General features: G+C 57.1%; 15 protein-coding genes. 5 read left to right on the top strand and 10 right to left on the bottom strand.

Annotation, left to right across the window (positions count from 1 at the left end; all coding sequences use genetic code 11):
* The first annotated feature begins 184 nt into the window (after positions 1–184).
* A complete protein-coding gene (locus QSK43_RS08890; protein WP_332303158.1) occupies positions 185–1,129 on the top strand; it encodes a GntR family transcriptional regulator in 945 nt (314 codons plus the stop codon).
* 6 nt (positions 1,130–1,135) lie between these two features.
* Positions 1,136–2,008 carry a sucrase ferredoxin gene (locus QSK43_RS08885; protein ID WP_332303157.1) on the top strand — a complete coding sequence of 291 codons (873 nt, stop codon included), beginning with the start codon at positions 1,136–1,138 and terminating at the stop codon, positions 2,006–2,008.
* Positions 2,009–2,046: 38 nt separating this feature from the next.
* Here QSK43_RS08885 and QSK43_RS08880 read toward each other — a convergent pair whose 3' ends face one another.
* From QSK43_RS08880 to QSK43_RS08840, 9 genes are all read right to left on the bottom strand, one after another.
* The gene (locus QSK43_RS08880; protein ID WP_332303156.1) at positions 2,047–2,814 is read right to left on the bottom strand and encodes an alpha/beta hydrolase; all 768 of its coding nucleotides are present in this window, start codon (positions 2,812–2,814) and stop codon (positions 2,047–2,049) included.
* 83 nt (positions 2,815–2,897) lie between these two features.
* Positions 2,898–3,791: an N-formylglutamate amidohydrolase gene (locus QSK43_RS08875; RefSeq protein ID WP_332303155.1), complete on the bottom strand. Its 894-nt coding sequence runs from the start codon at positions 3,789–3,791 to the stop codon at positions 2,898–2,900.
* On the bottom strand, positions 3,791–4,486 hold the full coding sequence (locus QSK43_RS08870; protein WP_332303154.1) for an RraA family protein: 696 nt from the start codon (positions 4,484–4,486) through the stop codon (positions 3,791–3,793). Before QSK43_RS08870 ends, QSK43_RS08875 begins: the two co-directional genes overlap by 1 nt.
* Positions 4,479–5,336 carry a creatininase family protein gene (locus tag QSK43_RS08865; protein WP_332303153.1) on the bottom strand — a complete coding sequence of 286 codons (858 nt, stop codon included), beginning with the start codon at positions 5,334–5,336 and terminating at the stop codon, positions 4,479–4,481. The genes QSK43_RS08870 and QSK43_RS08865 overlap by 8 nt, the downstream gene beginning before the upstream one ends.
* Complete coding sequence (locus QSK43_RS08860) at positions 5,329–6,885, bottom strand: serine hydrolase domain-containing protein (RefSeq protein ID WP_332303152.1); 1,557 nt, start codon at positions 6,883–6,885, stop codon at positions 5,329–5,331. The genes QSK43_RS08865 and QSK43_RS08860 overlap by 8 nt, the downstream gene beginning before the upstream one ends.
* Positions 6,882–8,546 (bottom strand): ABC transporter ATP-binding protein, encoded by a 1,665-nt coding sequence (locus tag QSK43_RS08855; protein WP_332303151.1) that lies wholly within the window; start codon positions 8,544–8,546, stop codon positions 6,882–6,884. Before QSK43_RS08855 ends, QSK43_RS08860 begins: the two co-directional genes overlap by 4 nt.
* Positions 8,547–8,549: 3 nt before the next feature.
* Positions 8,550–9,365, bottom strand: coding sequence for an ABC transporter permease (locus QSK43_RS08850; RefSeq protein WP_332303150.1), 816 nt, complete (start codon positions 9,363–9,365; stop codon positions 8,550–8,552).
* Complete coding sequence (locus QSK43_RS08845; RefSeq protein WP_332303149.1) at positions 9,362–10,306, bottom strand: ABC transporter permease; 945 nt, start codon at positions 10,304–10,306, stop codon at positions 9,362–9,364. Before QSK43_RS08845 ends, QSK43_RS08850 begins: the two co-directional genes overlap by 4 nt.
* A gap of 22 nt (positions 10,307–10,328) precedes the next feature.
* Complete coding sequence (locus tag QSK43_RS08840) at positions 10,329–11,879, bottom strand: ABC transporter substrate-binding protein (protein ID WP_332303148.1); 1,551 nt, start codon at positions 11,877–11,879, stop codon at positions 10,329–10,331.
* A 128-nt stretch (positions 11,880–12,007) separates the two neighbouring features.
* Here QSK43_RS08840 and QSK43_RS08835 point away from each other — a divergent pair, with 128 nt between their 5' ends.
* From QSK43_RS08835 to QSK43_RS08825, 3 genes are read left to right on the top strand one after another with little or no spacing between them, the layout of a single operon-like run.
* Complete coding sequence (locus QSK43_RS08835) at positions 12,008–12,904, top strand: HpcH/HpaI aldolase family protein (RefSeq protein ID WP_332303147.1); 897 nt, start codon at positions 12,008–12,010, stop codon at positions 12,902–12,904.
* Positions 12,905–12,916: 12 nt separating this feature from the next.
* The gene (locus tag QSK43_RS08830) at positions 12,917–13,738 is read left to right on the top strand and encodes a carbon-nitrogen hydrolase family protein (protein WP_332303146.1); all 822 of its coding nucleotides are present in this window, start codon (positions 12,917–12,919) and stop codon (positions 13,736–13,738) included.
* Positions 13,739–13,787: 49 nt separating this feature from the next.
* On the top strand, positions 13,788–14,138 hold the full coding sequence (locus tag QSK43_RS08825) for a hypothetical protein (protein ID WP_332303145.1): 351 nt from the start codon (positions 13,788–13,790) through the stop codon (positions 14,136–14,138).
* Here the strand turns inward: QSK43_RS08825 and QSK43_RS08820 are convergent.
* Positions 14,022–17,672: an Ig-like domain-containing protein gene (locus tag QSK43_RS08820; protein ID WP_332303144.1), complete on the bottom strand. Its 3,651-nt coding sequence runs from the start codon at positions 17,670–17,672 to the stop codon at positions 14,022–14,024. The two genes, QSK43_RS08825 and QSK43_RS08820, sit on opposite strands and share 117 nt — an antisense overlap.
* Between the last annotated feature and the right edge of the window lie 41 nt (positions 17,673–17,713).

Below are 17,713 nucleotides of genomic sequence, written 5' to 3'. Positions count from 1 at the left end.
TGGCGCTACCGGGGACGTTTTTGCCATCACGAGCGGACATTCGCTTTCGAAAAGTCCACGCAGGCGACGACACACGAGCTTCAAACACCCATTCGCTCAAAAAAACCTATTAATCGCTTTGGGATCGAGACATTTCTGTATTATATGGAGCCATAAATCATTGCGCAGATCAGGTTCAGAACAAGTGAACAATATTGGCGATCCTCTAGATCCAGTGAGCGTCGAAATCGGTGCTCTTAGCCCCCTACAAATTGAAGTCGTGCGTAAATTGATACCAATTATCCGTGCTGGTCGGTGGGCGGTTGGTGATAAGGTCTCGGATGCCATACTGTCCCGTGAATTTGGCATTTCGCGTACACCGATACGACAGGTGCTTCAATTCCTTGCAGATAATGGTTTACTGGCGCAAACCGACAATCGGGGTTACGTGCTGGTCCGTGTGCCAGCGAGCAACGATCGGTTTGAAGAAAAGGTTCCACCATCAGGCGTTGATGCGCTCTACCGAAAAATCATGCATGCTAGGGCAAACGGCCTGATTGGCAGCGAAGCCTCGGAAACGGAACTGCTGGAGCATTTTGGTACTTCACGCGGCGTGGTCCGCCGCACGTTGATGCGACTTTCGGCAGAAGGATTGGCTGAACGTCGCGACGGGCATGGCTGGCGTTTTGCCGAGTGCCTCGATAATCGCCAGGCCGTCAATGAAAGTTATGCCTTCCGCGCCATTATCGAATGTGGCGCGGTCATGGAAGATACGTTCCGGGTTGATCTCGGTGCTCTCGGAGCGCTGGAAGCGGAACAGACAGTGCTTCTCAGTGCGCCGCTGGCCAGCATTGAAGGGTCTGCCTGGTTTGAGGCCAATGCCCGTTTCCACGAAACGGTGGTGTCCTGGTCGCATAACCGGTTTCTGGAACAGGCTATACGCCGCCAGAACAGCCTGCGCCGTATGACGGAATATGCGGAATTCGCCGAACTGAGTGAAGCCGGAGTGCGCAAGGCCGCTCGTGATCACCTGGCCATTCTGGAAGCCCTTAAGGCTGACGACCGAAAACTGGCGTCCGCCATTCTGTTTCGCCATCTTAGCCGCTCACCTGCCAATGGCGAGGTCAGGCCGGCCCGGATCAGCGACTGAAGGGCCATGGCACGTATCTTCTGCCGTGACCTCTGTATCGAACGTGGTGAACCGGTGCCGGGACTTGGTCCCTCGTCACGCAGTTATGTTCTGCTTCACTGGCCGCGCGGTGATTGGCGCGTACCGCGCATCGAGTCGCACGGCATGCCCGCAGCACTTGGTGAAGCAATTGCCGCCGCCAATGCAGCAGGAATTCACGTGGCGCTGGTCGATGGTGACGTTATCGGCTTCACCCACGAAGGCGTCACCCGAAACCACGTCACTCCAGATCAGGCAGCAGAACTGTTGCAGGATATTGCCAGAGGCGGAACAATCGAGGGTGAGCACGATCCAAGACTGACGATCGTCTGCTGTACCGACGGAAAACAGGATCCGTGCTGCGCCCGTTATGGTTTTGCCACCTGGAAAGCACTGCGACTGGCCGCTGACCCTGCACGTTTTCGGATCTTGCAATCCACCCATCTTGGAGGGTGCCGTTTTGCCGCCTCGCTTGTCGTGTTGCCACAGCGTGCACGTTACAGCAGGCTGGAGCCAAATCAGGTTGAGGAATTCCTTGCCTGCCTTGAAAGCGGAACTCCTTTTCTACCGGCCTATCGTGGCAACCCTGCCCTGACGGCGCCGGAACAGATGGCGGAGTTCGCCGTCCTGTCTTGGGCAAGGCAGCGCGGAGCTTCAGGCGAGGTCTTGCTGGCTAATGAGCAAATACATGCGGACAGCCAAACAATCCGGTACGCGGCGACCATTGGCGCACATTGCGCGACAGTCGTTGTCAAAAAAGTAGATTTTGACGTGAATACGCGCTGCGTAACGATATTCGAGCCGGAAGGTACGAAAGAAGTAGCGCGCTGGGTCGCGACGTCGGTTGTGGCCGAAAACTGACAGAATTCAGTTTCCGGCAAAAAATGTAAAAATGCCTTTCAGTCCAGCTTTTCAAGAACGCTGGAAAAGAATGCCTTTACCGGCGGCTGAATGCCCGTTCCGTCATGGCTGATGCCAGGTACGCTGTCAAAACGAGGTGTCACACCGATGGATTGAAGGCCGCATTCCAGACTGCGCAGACGTTCGACCCGCGTTTCGCCGCTGTCATTGATGCCTTCCATCCAGAAAGGCGATTTGGCCCCAACGGTCACATCCCAGGTCTCGATATCCGCATCACCAATGACCAGTTGCACCGCAACTTTGCGTATGGCTTCGACATCAAGTGGCAGGCCGAAAATCTCTTCCATGCCTTTCAGCCCGACCCACCAGGACGCACGGTCATCCGGTAGGGTAACGGTGCCGGGAGCGCCAACCGAAACGGCATGCAGCCTGTCCGGATGAAGATAGAGAAAACGATGGGCAAATTGCGCCCCGCCGGAAAAGCCGTGCATCAGCACCTTGTTCTTTTTCACGCGGTAACTGTTTGCCAGTTCCTCGATCATATCGAGCAGAATGACATCGTAGCGAATGCCATGATAAATGATGTGCTTGTAATTGTGCAGATCTTCCGGGTCATCAATGCCGGCTGGAAACAGCGGTGCGAGCAGGACGCATTGATGTTGTTCTGCAAAATCAATGAATTCATCCCGCAATATATCGGCGTCACGGAGACTGCCGTGAACCAGAACGGCGAGCGGATGGACTTTCTCCCCTGCCGGATCATATCCTTCAGGAATATAGCAGCACCATGAGAAACGCTGATCCATGCGCGACGCAAAGATAGGCGTACGACCCCGGCGATAAAAATTAAGCGGCGCAGCCGTTTGCTGGGCAGGCATGACAGATCCTCTCAGAGCTTTTTGGGTTGTTGCTGGCTGGCGTAGTCGGCCAGCACTCGGTTCATGCGGGCCAGCACGGCTTTCAACACCTCGTAACCATCGTTGCGGTCACGCGTGGTCTCGTCCATATAGAGCTTGCGGTTGATTTCGAACTGCACGCTGTGGCGTTGAAGGGTTGGATTGGAATAGGCCGCGACCAGTTCCGCGCCGCGGAATGGCTTGTTCAGCGCGACAGTCAAACCCTCACTCTTGAGCGTGTCGGCAATCAACGACACGAATTCCGCCGAGGCCGATCCGCCATTCAGGTCACCGAGGCAAATATCGGCTCGCACGGCTCCGGCGGGATCGGAGGAAATTGCGTGACCGAATGCGGTCATCGAATGGCAGTTGATATGATAAACCCGACCAAACCGCGCATAAACCGCGTTCAAAAGCGCCGCAAGATAGTGGTGATAAGGTTGCCAATAGGTAGCGATACGCGTCTCTGCCTCGGCAATGCTCATCGGGGCGGCATACATTGCTTCGTCGCCCCAGGCATAACGCCACATCAGCCCCATGCCACGTTTCGCCGTGCCACTGTCGCGGACCGGATGAGGCCATTCGCCCTCGACAAGCAATGTGTCCATATCCAGGAGTGAACGATTGACGTCGAGAAAACTGCGCGGGAAATGGGCCCGCAGCAACGGTGCGCCGATCTCGCTTGCCGACATGAACAGGTCATCAACGTAGGTATCGGCAGCCACCCGCACACGTTCCGCTGAAACGGCGGGACTGAAGTCACGTGGCATTTCGAGCCCGCTATGGGGACTGTCAAACACCATGGGAACCAGAGGTGCGCGCGGCGCGATTATGGACAACACCCCGTCCAGCGTGGCGCCCTCAAGATTGCCGAATGTCGGGATCATCAGTTTTTACCTTCATTTTCAGTGGGATTGAGCCGCGCATTGATCTTGTCGACCGCACGGGTAATGTCGCCAAGCTTTTCTCCGGCAAGCAGTCGCTCCATGGTGCGGGAAACGCGACCCTCACGGGCGATGCAGATTGCAGCGATATCCGCCGCCTCATCGGCAGGAAGTACAACGACACCAGATGCATCACCTAGAATGATGTCTCCCGGCAAAACCGGGACACCGCCGCAGGCGATGGGGCGATTGAAGGTGCCACCGAGATCAAGCTGGCGGGTGGTGACCGACGAAACTCCGCGGCACCACACGGGAAGACCTTCGGCGAGAATTTCCGCGGCATCGGTACAAGGACCGTCAATGATGACCCCAGCAACCCCTGCCATGCGAGCGGCTCGCGCCACCACGCCACCAAGGCAGGCATGGCGGTCATCACCCAGCCGGTCTATCACCAGCATGTCGCCCGGTCGCACGTGGCTCAGTGCATAATGCAGAAGGGTCGAGCACATCGCCGGAATAGCCAGCGTCACCGCAACACCGGCGCGGGTCGGCTGTGTTGCAAAAATCGCCTGTATGTCACCGCGCATGAAGCCCGTGTGGCGCAGATGTCCAACACTGGCCGTCTCTATCTGTTGCAGCGTCTCGACGACCTCCTGAGGTGGTGCAACCGGCATCGGACCGATACGCAATTCAGTCATCACCTTCTCCTTGTCGCGACACATTTGAGTGTTCGCCGTAGGGCTCTACCGCATTCCTCGGATCAAAATCGGCTAGATGGCGCATCAAACGTGCGGTGTGATCAACGATATGATCACACATCGCTTTTCCTTTTTCTGCGTTTGCCAGTGACGCAAGGCCACCCAGCATGCCTGCCGGATCCACTTCCGTGCAATCGAGCGGTATCTGCACTGGCAGCCCCTCGAACCGGCTGACCGAGATGCCGCCAACAGGCAAACCGAATACGGTACCGCGCGGTGCAGGTGCACGAACGGCATCGGCACGAACCAGATCTGGGAAAAGATGCATATAGACGGACGTCATCGGCTCTCCACCATGGCCCCGCACGTGCCCTGCATTTTCGCCATAGAGGTCGTTCCACAGGCTGTCGGGCAGACTTTGCCAGATGTTGATCGACGGGATCAGCACTCCCCGCTCCCGTCGAACTTTCCGGCAGACCTGATCTATCAGCGACGCATTTGTGGTGTGTCCGTTAAAGATCAGCAGCCTTTCGTGACCGTGATCGAGGAAGGACGTCAGGATGTCCTCGAGCACCGCCGTAAAAGTTGATGCACGCAATTGTATTCCGCCAGCAATCGCCCGGAAAAATTCGGCATAGCCAAATGGAAGTACCGGCGCCGTCAGCCCATCGCCTGCAAGACCGCACATTTCAGAAAGCCGCTCCGTCAGCATGAAATCGCCCATCGGTGCGTGCGGCCCCTGCTCTTCCTGCGAGGCAAGCGGAATGAGAATGACCCCAGGCCGCTTCATACGTTGCGCAAATGCTTCATGAGTCATGCGGGATATGGCGACCGGCTCGACCTCAGCCATGCTGCTTCTCCCTTTCCGTTTGCAGGTCCAGTTGCCCCCTCAATTCGGGCAACGCAAGCTCCGAAGAGTTGACATTCACACGCCTTGAAAGCGTTACCGCGCCATTCACGAAGTTCAAACGCACGGTATCGCGGAATGCTGTTTCGACGAATATCCAGTCCATTTCCAGCACCGGGCCGTCTTTCGTATCCGCAATGATTCTCACTGATGCTACCACCCTCAGCCCTCCCTCAGGCTGGTAGGAGTGATGCAACCGCGCACCCGGCATTGTCGTCATCGTTTCAATATAATATCCGCAACCGGCCATCACCTCATGTGCGCCATCAACGTCGTTGAGGACGAAACTCAACTCATCTGCACCCGTGGCGATGGATATGCTTGCCACGCCCTGGTCGTTCGGTTCCATCGTCCATGTGCCACACGGCAGTCCATCTGCCATAAATGGCTTGTCAGCGTAGTTTTTAAGCCGCAACCCTGCCAGTCTTGCCTCGATCATCTGGTCAGCATCCGAAGGCGCGGCACCGTTGCCCAGTGCCGGGCGCAGCAGATCATAAATTAGACTGTGGACACGCCTATCGCTGTCTTCCAGCCCCCCGGTAAAGGCAACAACGGCTTTTTCTTCCGGTAGCACGATGCAATACTGACCAAACAACCCGTTTGCGGAAAAACTGCCGTGAGGGCCACGCCACCACTGATAACCATAGCCCTCACGGCGGCTGACCTTCACCCCATCAGCGACCTCATCAGGCCCAAGATAATGATCGCCCGTGAACACGCCGAGCACGACATCACGCACCTGCATTCCAGTTGCGTCCATCACCCACTTGCGCGGAAGAAGCTGGTGTCCCTGCCATTCGCCATCCTGAAGATGCAAGATGCCAAGTTTCAGCATGTCTTCACTAGTGCAGCTGAGACCATTTCCACCTGTATTGACCCCGTCCGTACCCGTATCCCAGGTTATGCTGGACGACATGCCCATGGGCTGAAAAATTCGCTCGGAAAGATAGTCGGCAATCATCCGGCCACTGACCTGCTGCACGATGGCCGACAACATGTAACTTGCGGCACTATCATAGACGAACACGTCTCCGGGCAAGTGAGGTGTCTGTTGGCGCAGGAAATCCTCAATCCAGCTCGACGTCAGCCGCCGCCAGGAACCTCCCGAAATGCCGCGCCCATGGCCGCTTGTCATTGTCAGCAGGTGCCGTATTTTCATGGCCCGGAGATTATCGTCGACTGGCCCTGGATAGTCTGGAAAGAAAGAAAGAACCGCATTATCGACCGAAAGTAGCCCATCCGCTACCGCTAGGCCGACAGCCATGGACGTAAAGCTCTTGGTGACAGAATGCATCATATGCGGACGGGTTGCCGTGCAGGGTGCCCAGTAGGCATCGGTGATCAGCGCACCGTCCTGCCAGACGAGCAGACTGTGCAGTTCAAGGTCCTGACGTTCGATCTCATCAAGCATGGCAAGCAATATTGCCGGGTCTGTGCGGCGCGAAGCTGGTGTGGCACGCGGCAGGCTTGTGATTATTCCGGTATGTTTCATTGCAATGCGTCCGCCTGCTTTTCTTCCGTAGGTGCAAAGCGCCAGTTGAGCGAAACGCCGGTCTCCGTTTGAGTCAGGGTTGGAATGGCCGAGAGCAATGCTCGGGTATACTCCGATTGCGGAGTATCAAAAATGAAATCCCGACTGCCTTGTTCGACAATGGCGCCATCACGCATCACCACTACGCGGTCGGCAAGTTGCTCCACCACGCCAAGATCGTGGCTTATGAACAGGCACGAAAAACCATACCGTTTCTGTAGATCGGCCAGCAGCTCCAGCACTTTGGCCCGAATGGTGACATCCAGCGCAGAAACCGCCTCGTCTGCGATCACGAACTGAGGCCGCCCTATGACCGCCCGGGCAATCGCTACACGTTGCCGCTGGCCGCCGGAAAGTTCGTGCGGGAAACGATCAAGGTAACGCTCGTCCAGTCCCACTTCTTTGAGAATGGCGACAGTACGTTGCTTTTTCTCTTCCCGGTCTGCCCGCGTATCGTGACGTAGTGCTTCGGCGACGATGTCACGGATCTTCATACGTGGATCGAGTGAGCCGAACGGATCCTGAAAGATCATCTGGCAATTGAGACGGTAGTGATGCCATGCCTCGGAACCGGGCTTGACCTCTTCACCGGCAAAGGAAATTTTGCCGGCCGAGGCGGGAACCAGCCCGGCAATACAACGGCCAAACGTGGTCTTGCCTGAACCGGAGGCACCGACCAGCGCCACGATTTCTCCGGGTCGTACCACCAGATCAACACCATGCAGCGCTTTTTTGGTCTTGCGTGGCGCTAGAAGACCGCCGCTTGCGCTATAGGTCACCTCGATGCCACGCGCCTCCATCACAGGCCTGGCGACAGGATCAATCTCCCGCGCTGGCCCGCGAACCGGCATGGACTGCAGCAATTCGCGGGTATAGTTGTGGGTCGGATGGGAAATGATCTGCTCGACCGGTCCCTGCTCGACAATCTCCCCCTGACGTATGACGATGACACGATTGCAGTAACGTGCCACCATTGGCAGGTCGTGGCTGATCATCAGCAAGGCGGTGTTTTCGCTGCGCACCATCTCCAGCATCAGTTCCAGCACTTCGCGTTGTACCAACGCATCAAGCGCAGTGGTGGGCTCGTCGGCAATCAGCAGCGATGGCTTGAGCAGCATGGCGGAAGCCAGCATCATGCGCTGGCGCATGCCACCGGAAAACTGATGCGGAAAGGCCAGCAATGTGCCCTCTGGATCATGAATGCCAACCCGCCGCAGAATATCGAAAATTCGCTGATGCCGCGCGACCTTGTCCAGTCGTGTATGCAGCTTCAGCGGTTCCTCAAGCTGTTTGCCGATTGTCATCGACGGATTGAGCGAGGTCATCGGCTCCTGAAACACCATGCCAAGCCGGGAGCCGCGCAGCGCACGGATTTCCTTCGGCGTCATGGTAGGTACGGAGCGACCCTCGAAAAGGATGTCACCACCAGAAATGGCGATTGCAGGCGGTTGCAGTCCCATGAGGCTGCGAGCGACCATGGTCTTGCCGGAACCACTTTCCCCGACAATACCGACGATTTCGCCTGCGCCCACAGTAAAGGACACATCGCGGACGATCAGGTGCTCGGCCAAGCTGTTGACGGAAAGACTGAGACGGTCAACCTGAATGAGAGGCTGGTTCATTGCTTACAATCCTCTCATACGCGGGTCGAAACGGTCGCGGATCGCATCACCGAACAGATTTATGCCGAGCAGCGAAAGTGAAATACACAGTCCGGGGAAGATGCCGAGCCACACGGCTTCTGCGATGTGAGGACGACCACTCGCCAGCATGTTGCCCCACGTGGGTGCTGGTGGCGGCACGCCAAGCCCAAGGAAGCTCAACGCACTTTCGGTCAGCAGCACAGAACCAAACATCGAGGTGGCAAGGACGATGACCGGGCCAAGGCAGTTCGGCACGATGTGACGAAACATGGTGTAGGCGGGCGAATTCCCCATGATCCGCGACGCCTCGATAAATTCCCGCTCACGCAATGAAAGTACTGAACCGCGCACGACACGCACCATGGATGGAGTATAGGCAATCCCCAGCGCCAGGATGATCCCGTACATATTGGCGCCGGTGATGGAGAGCAGCGCCAATGCCAGCAACATGCTGGGAAAAGCCAGAAGAGCATCGTTGAACGTCATGATCACGCGGTCGGTCCAGCCGCGGGCATAACCGGCCAGCACGCCAAGCAGAACGCCTGCCAGCACGGCGATTGAAACGGTCACCAAACTGATGGACACACTGGTTCCAGCCGCAGTCATCAGCCGGGACAGAACATCACGCCCAAATTCATCGGTGCCCAGCCAGTGCGCGGCACCCGGAGGCTGTAATTTGGAACGCAGGTCAATGCGCATCGGGTCGAAGGGCGTCCAGATACGTCCGGCAAGGGCAGCCCCGAAAAAACAGGCCAGAAGCGCGCCCCCGAAGATACGATTTCTTTGATGGCGTTTCATTCTGCAGTCACTCTCGGATCGAACAGGGGATAGAGCAGGTCAACCAGCAGATTGACGAGCAGATAGGTGACGGCGACAAACAGCAGGCATCCCTGCACCACCGCGTAATCTCGGGCGTAGATGGAATCAACGATCAGCCGCCCCAGGCCGGGAATGGTGAACACCGTTTCCACCACGGCAACGCCACCAAGAAGGTTGCCAAGAATAAGGCCTATGAGCGTCCATGTGGGGCCGAAGGCATTACGTGCGGCGTGGTGCATCAATACGGCCCATTCACTCAGGCCTTTGGCGCGGGCATGGATAATGTAATCCAGCCGCAACACATCAAGAGTTGAAGCGCGGGCCATACGCACAATGATGCCCACCTCATGCAGGACAAGTGTTGCAACCGGCATAATCAGATAGATCAGGCCCGCAACCGGATCCTCGGTGACGGAAACATAACCGAGCACCGGCAACCAGCCGAGCTTGAGACCAAAACCCAGCAGGATCATCAGCCCCAGCCAGAAGGTGGGGACCGACAACAGCAGGGTCGACATCGAGACGATGACGAGATCGAGACCGCCGTTCTGTTTCCAGGCCGCCGCCATGCCCAGAGGCACCGCGATAAGGACAGAAAGGCAGACTGCAATCAGCACCATCCAGGCGCTGGTCGCAAACCGTTGCAGCACGAGGTCCAGCACAGGCTGGCCATTCAGTACCGAGTGGCCGAGATCGCCCTGCATGACATTACCGAGCCAGATAACAAACTGGAGCGGCACGGGCTGATCCAGTCCCATCGACTTGCGGGCGGCGGCCAGCGTATCGGCATCGGCGAGGTCGCCGAGCATCAGACTGGCCGGGTCTCCGGGTATCAGACGGACAAGACCGAACACCGCCACCGAGACGATGAACAGGGTAGGGATTGCCGATAACAATCGGCTCAGGGCAAATTTAAGCATCAACGGTATCCGACAGCCATTTTCACTGGATTTTTTCAACGCCCCAGAAGCGGGCGAAGCCCTGCCAGGTGCGATATCCCTTCACTTTCGGGCCGGACACGCCGACATCGAGACCATTGGCGAGCATCGCGAAAGGCGCCTGATCAAGAAAACGGGCGTGCAGACCGTCAAAGATTGGCTGACGTTTGGCGGGATCGGCCTCCTGAAGCGCACGATTGACGAGTTCGCTCACTTCGGCATCATCCCACACGGTATTTGCCTTTTTTGCCTTCGAACCGACGACCGTCTGATAAGCAAGCGCGGGATCGGTACGGTTCGAGTAGTTGAACGCCATGATCTGGAATTTGCCGCTATTGAACCGGTCAAGCTGGCTCGCCCACTCGAGAACCTCGATCTCTGTATTGATACCGACCGACTGAAGCATCGCTTGCGCAATAATGGCGGTGTCGTAGTTGATGGCAGAACGACGGTTGGTGAGGATGGTAATCTTCTCCCCCTTGTATCCGGCCTTTGTCAGCAGCGCCTGAACGGCAGAGGGATCATATGTGTAGCCCCTGTCCTGTGCAGCGGTGTGATAAAGTGAACCCGATGCGACGAGCGAGTTATTCGGCACACCCAGACCATAGGTCACGGAATCAACGATTTGTGGCGTATCAAGCGCGGCAATCACGGCGTGGCGCATTTCCACCTTTGACATCAAAGGATCAGCAGTCTGGAACAACATGGTTATCAGGCCGCCATGAGGGGCTGCGATAATCGTGAAGTCCTTCTCGTCTTTCAGCTTTGCAGCCTCTGCCGGCGGCAAATATGGAAGGACATCGAGCGCACCGCTGCGAAGGCCCGCCACAGCAGTTGCGGTGTCTGGCACCACGACATATTTCACCTCGTCGACCAGCACCTCCTTACGCCCGCCATAACCATCAGACTTTTCGCCAGAGATTGAATAGTCAGCGAATTTCTTCAGCGTCAGTCCCTGCCCGCGCTTCCAGTCGCCAAAAATGAAAGGCCCGGTGGCAATAGGCGTCTTCCAGTTTCCATCTTCGCCGAAAGACGAACGATGCACGATGCCGGTGGAGCCGCATTGCGCCTGCGCCATATAGTTCAGGAACATTGCATCGGGGCGATCAAGAGTAATGACGACCGTGTTGTCATCCTTTGCCTCGATCGTTTCCAATTTTGCGTCGCGGCTGCCGTCGAAGAATGCCTTGCAGTTGAACTCTGGGTCACGGATCAGCTTTTCGAGACTCCACTGCACATCTTTGGCGGTCATCGTCTCACCGTTGTGAAACTTCACGTCGTCACGCAGTGTGAATGTGTAGGTCTTTCCATCGTCAGAGACCGCCCACTTCTTGGCAAGCATCGGACGTATTTCACCTTTTTCACCTGCCGCGACCAGCCCTTCCACCACGTTCAACATGACTGAATCGGTGCCAGCATCGCGATTGATACCAGGCTGGGAACTGCGGATATCGGCGGTGATCTGTACATTGAGTGTATTGGCAGAAGCCAATCCGGGGTGCGCCAGAGCGGCGGATGCGAGGAATGCGCGCAAGGCTGTTTTCGACAGTGACATAAGTTCGCCCTCTTGTTTTATGTTTATGTAAAAAACATTTCACATGTAAAAATCATAGTCAAGCATGTTTCAATGTGCATTATAAAAACATGCGCAAACCATAACGACCGGGCAAAACGAAACCCTGTTTGCCTGACAATGGAGGAAAAGCTGAAACTCGATCCAATCGATCAACACATCATCGAAGCTGTGAAGCGCAATGGACGCCTTACCAGGCAGGTACTGGGGAGGCTACAGGCCTGTCGGCCACACCGGAGACATCAGTCATGACATCACCCCCGAGACACAAATCAGCCGTATGGCTTTCAGGACCAAATGTTGCGGGGGCTGAAATTGCCGCGTCGATAGGCTACACATCAGCCGTCCTCGATATCGAACATGGCGGCTTCGATCTCGATACGCTCGAGCGTTTCATTCCGGTTCTCAAAGGATTGGGCCTGGATGTACTGGCAAAAGTGCTGGCGCCTGAACGCGGCCCTATCCAGCAGGCGTTGGATTTCGGCGCCGATGCCGTGGTCATTCCGCATATTCTCGATGCCGCGCATGCCGAAAAAACATGTTCCTTTGCGAAGTTTCCGCCACATGGTGAGCGCAGTTTCGCAGGGGGGCGCACCGTTGCCTATGGCAGCCCGGACGACCAATGGTTTGTGGATCAGGATCGCAAGACCAGATGCTATCCGATGGTGGAGCATGCCGGCGCACTGCGTGACATCGATGAGATCTTGGCGCTCGATACCGTCGACGGCATCTTTATCGGCCCAAGCGATCTTTCACTGCGTCGTGGCCGGGGTGCCTATAAACGCAGCGAGGCCGATTTCGCAGATCTGAAAACCCTGGCTGACGCAGCCCACGCTGCCGGAAAACACTGGCTGTTGCCGGCTTGGAGTGTTTCTGAAAAGCAGTTTGCCCTTGAAAACAACGCTCACACGCTGGTGTTGACCATGGAGCATGGCGCTATCGCCCTTGGGCTTCGCGATGCCTGGAATACGACAGCACAATTTCTTGCACCCGCAGTAGATTGCTAAAAGGAACTTCTGATGAAAGTCTCACTGGTTCAAATGAACTCACAGAATGACAAGGCACTCAATCTGCAAACCGCCGCCGCTCTGATTGACAATGTCGTCAAGAATGAAAATCCGCAACTCGTTGTACTTCCCGAATATTTCGCGTTTCTGGACGACAACCCGTCTGCCATGCACACCAGTGCCGAGACGTTTCCAGGTGGTGAAACCTGGACATTTCTTTCGTCCATGGCGGCCGAACACCGGATAACCCTGCATGCCGGCTCGATTGTCGAAAAAGCAGGAGAGGACTTCTACAATACCTCGCTTGTTTTCGGGCCGGATGGGCAGGAAATCGCGCGGTACCGCAAAATCCATCTCTTCGATGTCAAGACACCCGAAGGCATTGTCTATCGCGAGTCGGACTCAATCCGTCGTGGTGAGGATGTCGTGACTTACAGGGTCGGTGACATAACTGTCGGCTGTGGCATTTGCTACGACATCCGCTTTCCCGAACTGTTTCAGCGGCTGCGTGATCTTGGCGCCGAAATCATCGTGCTGCCTGCCGCATTCACCCTCTCGACCGGCAGGGACCACTGGGAGATCCTCGCGAGAGCGCGCGCCATCGAAACTCAGACCTATTTCCTGGCTGTCGGACAAACCGGCACCCATGCCGGGGGCAGTAAAGCATGTTACGGCCATTCGATGGTGATCAATCCTTGGGGTCACATGATTGCGCAAAGTCCGGATTTCGTCACAGCTTTTACTGCAACGCTCGACCTTACATATCTAAAATCTGTTCGCCAAAATCTGCCGGTAGCAGATCATTGTGTTTTGCACACGATGTCGAAGGAATGACAAGCTCCAACTCGCGCGCGATCCTTCGAAGGAGACTCCCGAGAACTTCATGAGCGAGAGACGCCGACCAAAGCATCTCTTCACCGGCCTCGTCAAGTGCGGTTGCTATGGTGGCGAGGCCGCCAAAGCCCAAATCAGGAAGACAGATCGGGAACTCAACACGCTTCTCGATCTGATCCTCAAGGGCGGAGCGGCCGGCCGCATCTACGACAAGATGGTGGCGCTGGAACAGCGCAAGAAGGATATTGCGACCATGCTGGAGACGGCGGAAGAACCGCCTGCCCTAGACGAACAGGTCGTCTGCCACGGAGAAACCGCTCTTTTGCAAATCGCTCAGTGTCGTGTCGAGGAACTGAATCGAACCGCCATCCGGCGTTGCGACCAGCAGTTCATTTGCTGAAACCACGGTAACGGCCGCCAGCAAAGCGGCCTTGGACGCGAAAAGACCGCTGGTGAACACCAGAGTGTCGTCGGCCCGCAACTGATGCACGATATCGATACCGTGACCGCTGCCGAACCAGAACGCATCCGCGCCGGCACCACCCTTCATCTGGTCATTGCCGGATCCACCATAGAGCACATCGTTGCCTTCATTGCCTTCCATCGTGTCGTTGCCGGGACCGCCAACGAGTACGTCGTCGCCGAGCCTGCCCTTGATAACATCGTTGCCGCCCCTGCCTTCGATGATATCGTTGCCGGCCAGGCCGGATATCGTTTCGCCCGCTTCGGTCCCGATGATGGTCGGGGCTCCATATCCCGGACCGCCACCCGCCGGCGCACCCTTGACCGTCATCGACAATGTCGCCGTCGCGGTTGCACCCTGGCTGTCCCGGATCGTGTAGTGAAAGCTATCCGTGAGACTGGAGGTTTCCGACAGGCCTGCAACTGAGGGGTTCGTTTCTTCTACATCGTAACTCCAGCTCCCGTCCGCTTTGAGAACAAGCGTTCCGAAGCTGCCGGCAATTGTGCTTCCCGCGCCCGTGACATTGATGGCCGCGCCACTGCCGCTGGCAGACAGGACCGTCAATGCGTCTCCGGTATCGACGTCGCTATCGTTGCCGAGAACGGTTCCTGTCACATTGGCCGCGCCCGCCGTCGCTGTCGCCGCATCATCGGCGGCAACCGGCGCGTGGTTCGCTCCCTTGATGGTGAACACCAGACTGGCCGTCGACTGCAGACCCGTCTCATCGCGAATAGTGTAGCTGAAGGTCTCGGTCAGCGTCGAACTGCCCGAAAGGCCGGAAACCGCCGGATTGGAAATATTCGGAACGTAACTGTACGTGCCGTCAGAATCGATGACCAACAGGCCGTATGTACCCGCCAATTGCGTATCGTTTTCGGTGATGGCAACACTCGACGAGCCATGCACCACGCGCGTCACGGCCATGAAATCACCGGCGTCGGGATCGGTGTCGTTGGCGACGACGTTGCCGGTCGTGCTGGCATTGACCGACACGATGCCGGTGTCGCCGACCGCCACCGGCGCGTCGTTGCTGCCTGCAATCGTGATCGACAGGGTCGCCCTGGCCGTTCCGCCGCGACCGTCCGAAACGGTGTATTCGAAACTCTCGACCAGATTATCGAAATAGAGCGCGTTGACGACCGGATTGGTTGCGGATGGCGTGAAGCTGTAGTCACCATTAGCCGCAATCGTCAGCGCGCCGTAACTGGTCTGAATGGTTTGCGACGCGCCAAGCGAATAGGTCACGCCCTTGATCACGATCGAGGCAACCGACAGGACATCGCCGTCGCTATCCTGATCATTGGCAAGCAGGTTGCCTGAAGCCGTATTGTCCGGGCCGTCCTCCGAAACGGATCTGACCTCGCCTGTCGCAGACGGCGCGGTGTTGGCAGGCCCGGACGGAACCGATGGTGTGACGATGAACTGCGCCGCCTTCACACTCGACGCCGTAATTCCGCTGAGCGTCGCAATCGTTGCGAAGGCGCTGGGTCCGGAGACTCCGTCCACGTCCACCTCAACGAGAGTATCCGCGCCCGACTGTGAAACACGGATATAGCCCGCCGCAAATGCGCTCGCGCCCGTCGCACCGGACGGCATTGCCAGAATGCCGGAAAGATCGAAGAAGTCATCCGAACGAAAATCGGAAACGATATCGCCTATCTCGCTCATGCTGTTGATGACGAAGGTATCCGCACCCGCGCCACCTTTCAGCGTATCGACACCTGCACCACCGCTAAGCCGGTCGTTGCCCTCATTGCCCTCCAGATAGTCATTGCCGTCGCCGCCGATGAGGATATCGTCTCCGATAAGCCCCTTGATCGTATCGTTGCCACCCAAGCCGGCAATCACGTCTGTGCCTGCCGTACCACGCAGCGTATCGGCCGCCGCCGTTCCGCTGATTGTCGGTTCGGGTTCGCCACCTGTGAAGGAGGCACGAATGGAAACCGTCAGCAATGCCGAGGACTGAAGACCTGCGCCATCGCGGACCGTATAGTTGAAGACTTCCGATAACGACGCGGAGCCGGAAAGTGCTGCAACCGCAGCATTGCTCTGGTTCGGTTGATAGACCCAGCTCCCATCGCTTTTCAGGATCAACGATCCATAGCTGCCGACAATAGTGGTTCCGACGGTGGTCACACTCTGCGTCGTCCCCCCGCTGGCGCTGGCGGAAAGCACGGAAAGAACGTCGCCGGTATCCGGATCGAGATCGTTGGTCAGCAGATTGCCGTTGCCCGAAACGGTTTTGACGACCGAGGCGGTATCTGCAACCGCCGTCGGCGCATCGTTCAGACCGGTGATCTTCACCGTGACGACGGCACTGGCTGTCCCACCGCGTCCGTCAGAGATACGATAGGTGAGATTGTCCTCGGCGGTCTGCCCTGCCGCAATGGCGTTGGTGGCAGGGAGGCCTGGGTCCACCCTGTAATAATAACTGCCATTCGGACTGACATAAAACGTGCCGTATTTACCGGCAATGGCGGTCTCCGCTGCCTGAATGGCGGTGGCCTTGGAACCATGGGTTGCCTGAGTCACCCGCAGAATATCGCCATCCACATCGCTGTCATTAGCAAGCAGATTGAACGTATTGCTGACCGTCGTCCGGTTCTCGGCCACGGTAATGTGGCTGTCGGCAACGGCAACAGGCGCAGTGTCGCCGGGTTCCATCACCTCATCCGGGTCCGGCGAAGGACGCGGCCCTGAAATGGTGCCGGTCAGCCCTTCCGTATAAGCGATGTAATTGGCGAGCCGGCCTCCAACTACTTCGTAGGATTCGTTGTCCGTATGGACCTGATCCTTCAACGGCAGATCTTCGGTGATCGAACCGATATAGATGTCGTCGCGACTGGCCGCAATTTCCCGCTGCGCCTCGCGAACGATATCCTGCCCCCCGTTCCAACGGGCATCCGAGCCGGTATAGGCCGTATCGGCAACCTCCTGTATGAAAACTGGCGCGGCAGGATCAGTCTGGGCTCGGATATAATCCAGCACCTCGACCGTTGCTTCCTTGTAGGTCTCGACGTCGCTCGTGCCGTCCATGATGCGCTTGGCATCCGCCTCACCCTGCGCCCAGACGATTTTCAGCTCGACCTCGTAGCCTTGGGCCTCCAGGGCGGCAACCGAGGCGTTGATGCCCTGTATCGCCGCCAGCGCCAGTGCTCCGGGCGTGTTCGTGTCAGGATACCACCAGAGAAAATCCGAGCCGGGCGCATCGGAAGCATTGCCATCGACGCCACTCGCGCCCTTGGCAAAATCCTGAACCACCACATTGTCGGCGGTCGCAAATTTTGACGACGTTCCCGTGCCCTGGATAGTTGTTTTCAGCGTGGACGCCGAAATACCGCCGGAAATGCCGAGATGGGACGAAAGCTCGGACGCAAGAACCGAAGCGCCGGAATCGTTGTCCCCATAGAGGTTGAACATGTTGTCGGCGTTGGATTGCCCCATAAACGCAATAAACTGGATAGCTGCCATGGTACCCTCCGGGCAAACGCCTCTTCGTTAACTGATTGCCT

The organism is Rhizobium sp. GR12, from assembly GCF_036596185.1.
Taxonomy (GTDB): Bacteria; Pseudomonadota; Alphaproteobacteria; order Rhizobiales; family Rhizobiaceae; genus Agrobacterium; species Agrobacterium nepotum.
This window is presented reverse-complemented; position numbering and strand designations above follow the sequence as displayed.

Coding starts and splice junctions, on each gene's coding strand:
- QSK43_RS08880 (WP_332303156.1), bottom strand. CDS start 2,814: ATGGATCAGCGTTTCTCATGGTGCTGCTATATTCCTGAAGGATATGAT.
- QSK43_RS08860 (WP_332303152.1), bottom strand. CDS start 6,885: ATGAAACATACCGGAATAATCACAAGCCTGCCGCGTGCCACACCAGCT.
- QSK43_RS08885 (WP_332303157.1), top strand. CDS start 1,136: ATGGCACGTATCTTCTGCCGTGACCTCTGTATCGAACGTGGTGAACCG.
- QSK43_RS08865 (WP_332303153.1), bottom strand. CDS start 5,336: ATGGCTGAGGTCGAGCCGGTCGCCATATCCCGCATGACTCATGAAGCA.
- QSK43_RS08850 (WP_332303150.1), bottom strand. CDS start 9,365: ATGAAACGCCATCAAAGAAATCGTATCTTCGGGGGCGCGCTTCTGGCC.
- QSK43_RS08855 (WP_332303151.1), bottom strand. CDS start 8,546: ATGAACCAGCCTCTCATTCAGGTTGACCGTCTCAGTCTTTCCGTCAAC.
- QSK43_RS08840 (WP_332303148.1), bottom strand. CDS start 11,879: ATGTCACTGTCGAAAACAGCCTTGCGCGCATTCCTCGCATCCGCCGCT.
- QSK43_RS08875 (WP_332303155.1), bottom strand. CDS start 3,791: ATGATCCCGACATTCGGCAATCTTGAGGGCGCCACGCTGGACGGGGTG.
- QSK43_RS08870 (WP_332303154.1), bottom strand. CDS start 4,486: ATGACTGAATTGCGTATCGGTCCGATGCCGGTTGCACCACCTCAGGAG.
- QSK43_RS08830 (WP_332303146.1), top strand. CDS start 12,917: ATGAAAGTCTCACTGGTTCAAATGAACTCACAGAATGACAAGGCACTC.
- QSK43_RS08825 (WP_332303145.1), top strand. CDS start 13,788: ATGAGCGAGAGACGCCGACCAAAGCATCTCTTCACCGGCCTCGTCAAG.
- QSK43_RS08820 (WP_332303144.1), bottom strand. CDS start 17,672: ATGGCAGCTATCCAGTTTATTGCGTTTATGGGGCAATCCAACGCCGAC.
- QSK43_RS08845 (WP_332303149.1), bottom strand. CDS start 10,306: ATGCTTAAATTTGCCCTGAGCCGATTGTTATCGGCAATCCCTACCCTG.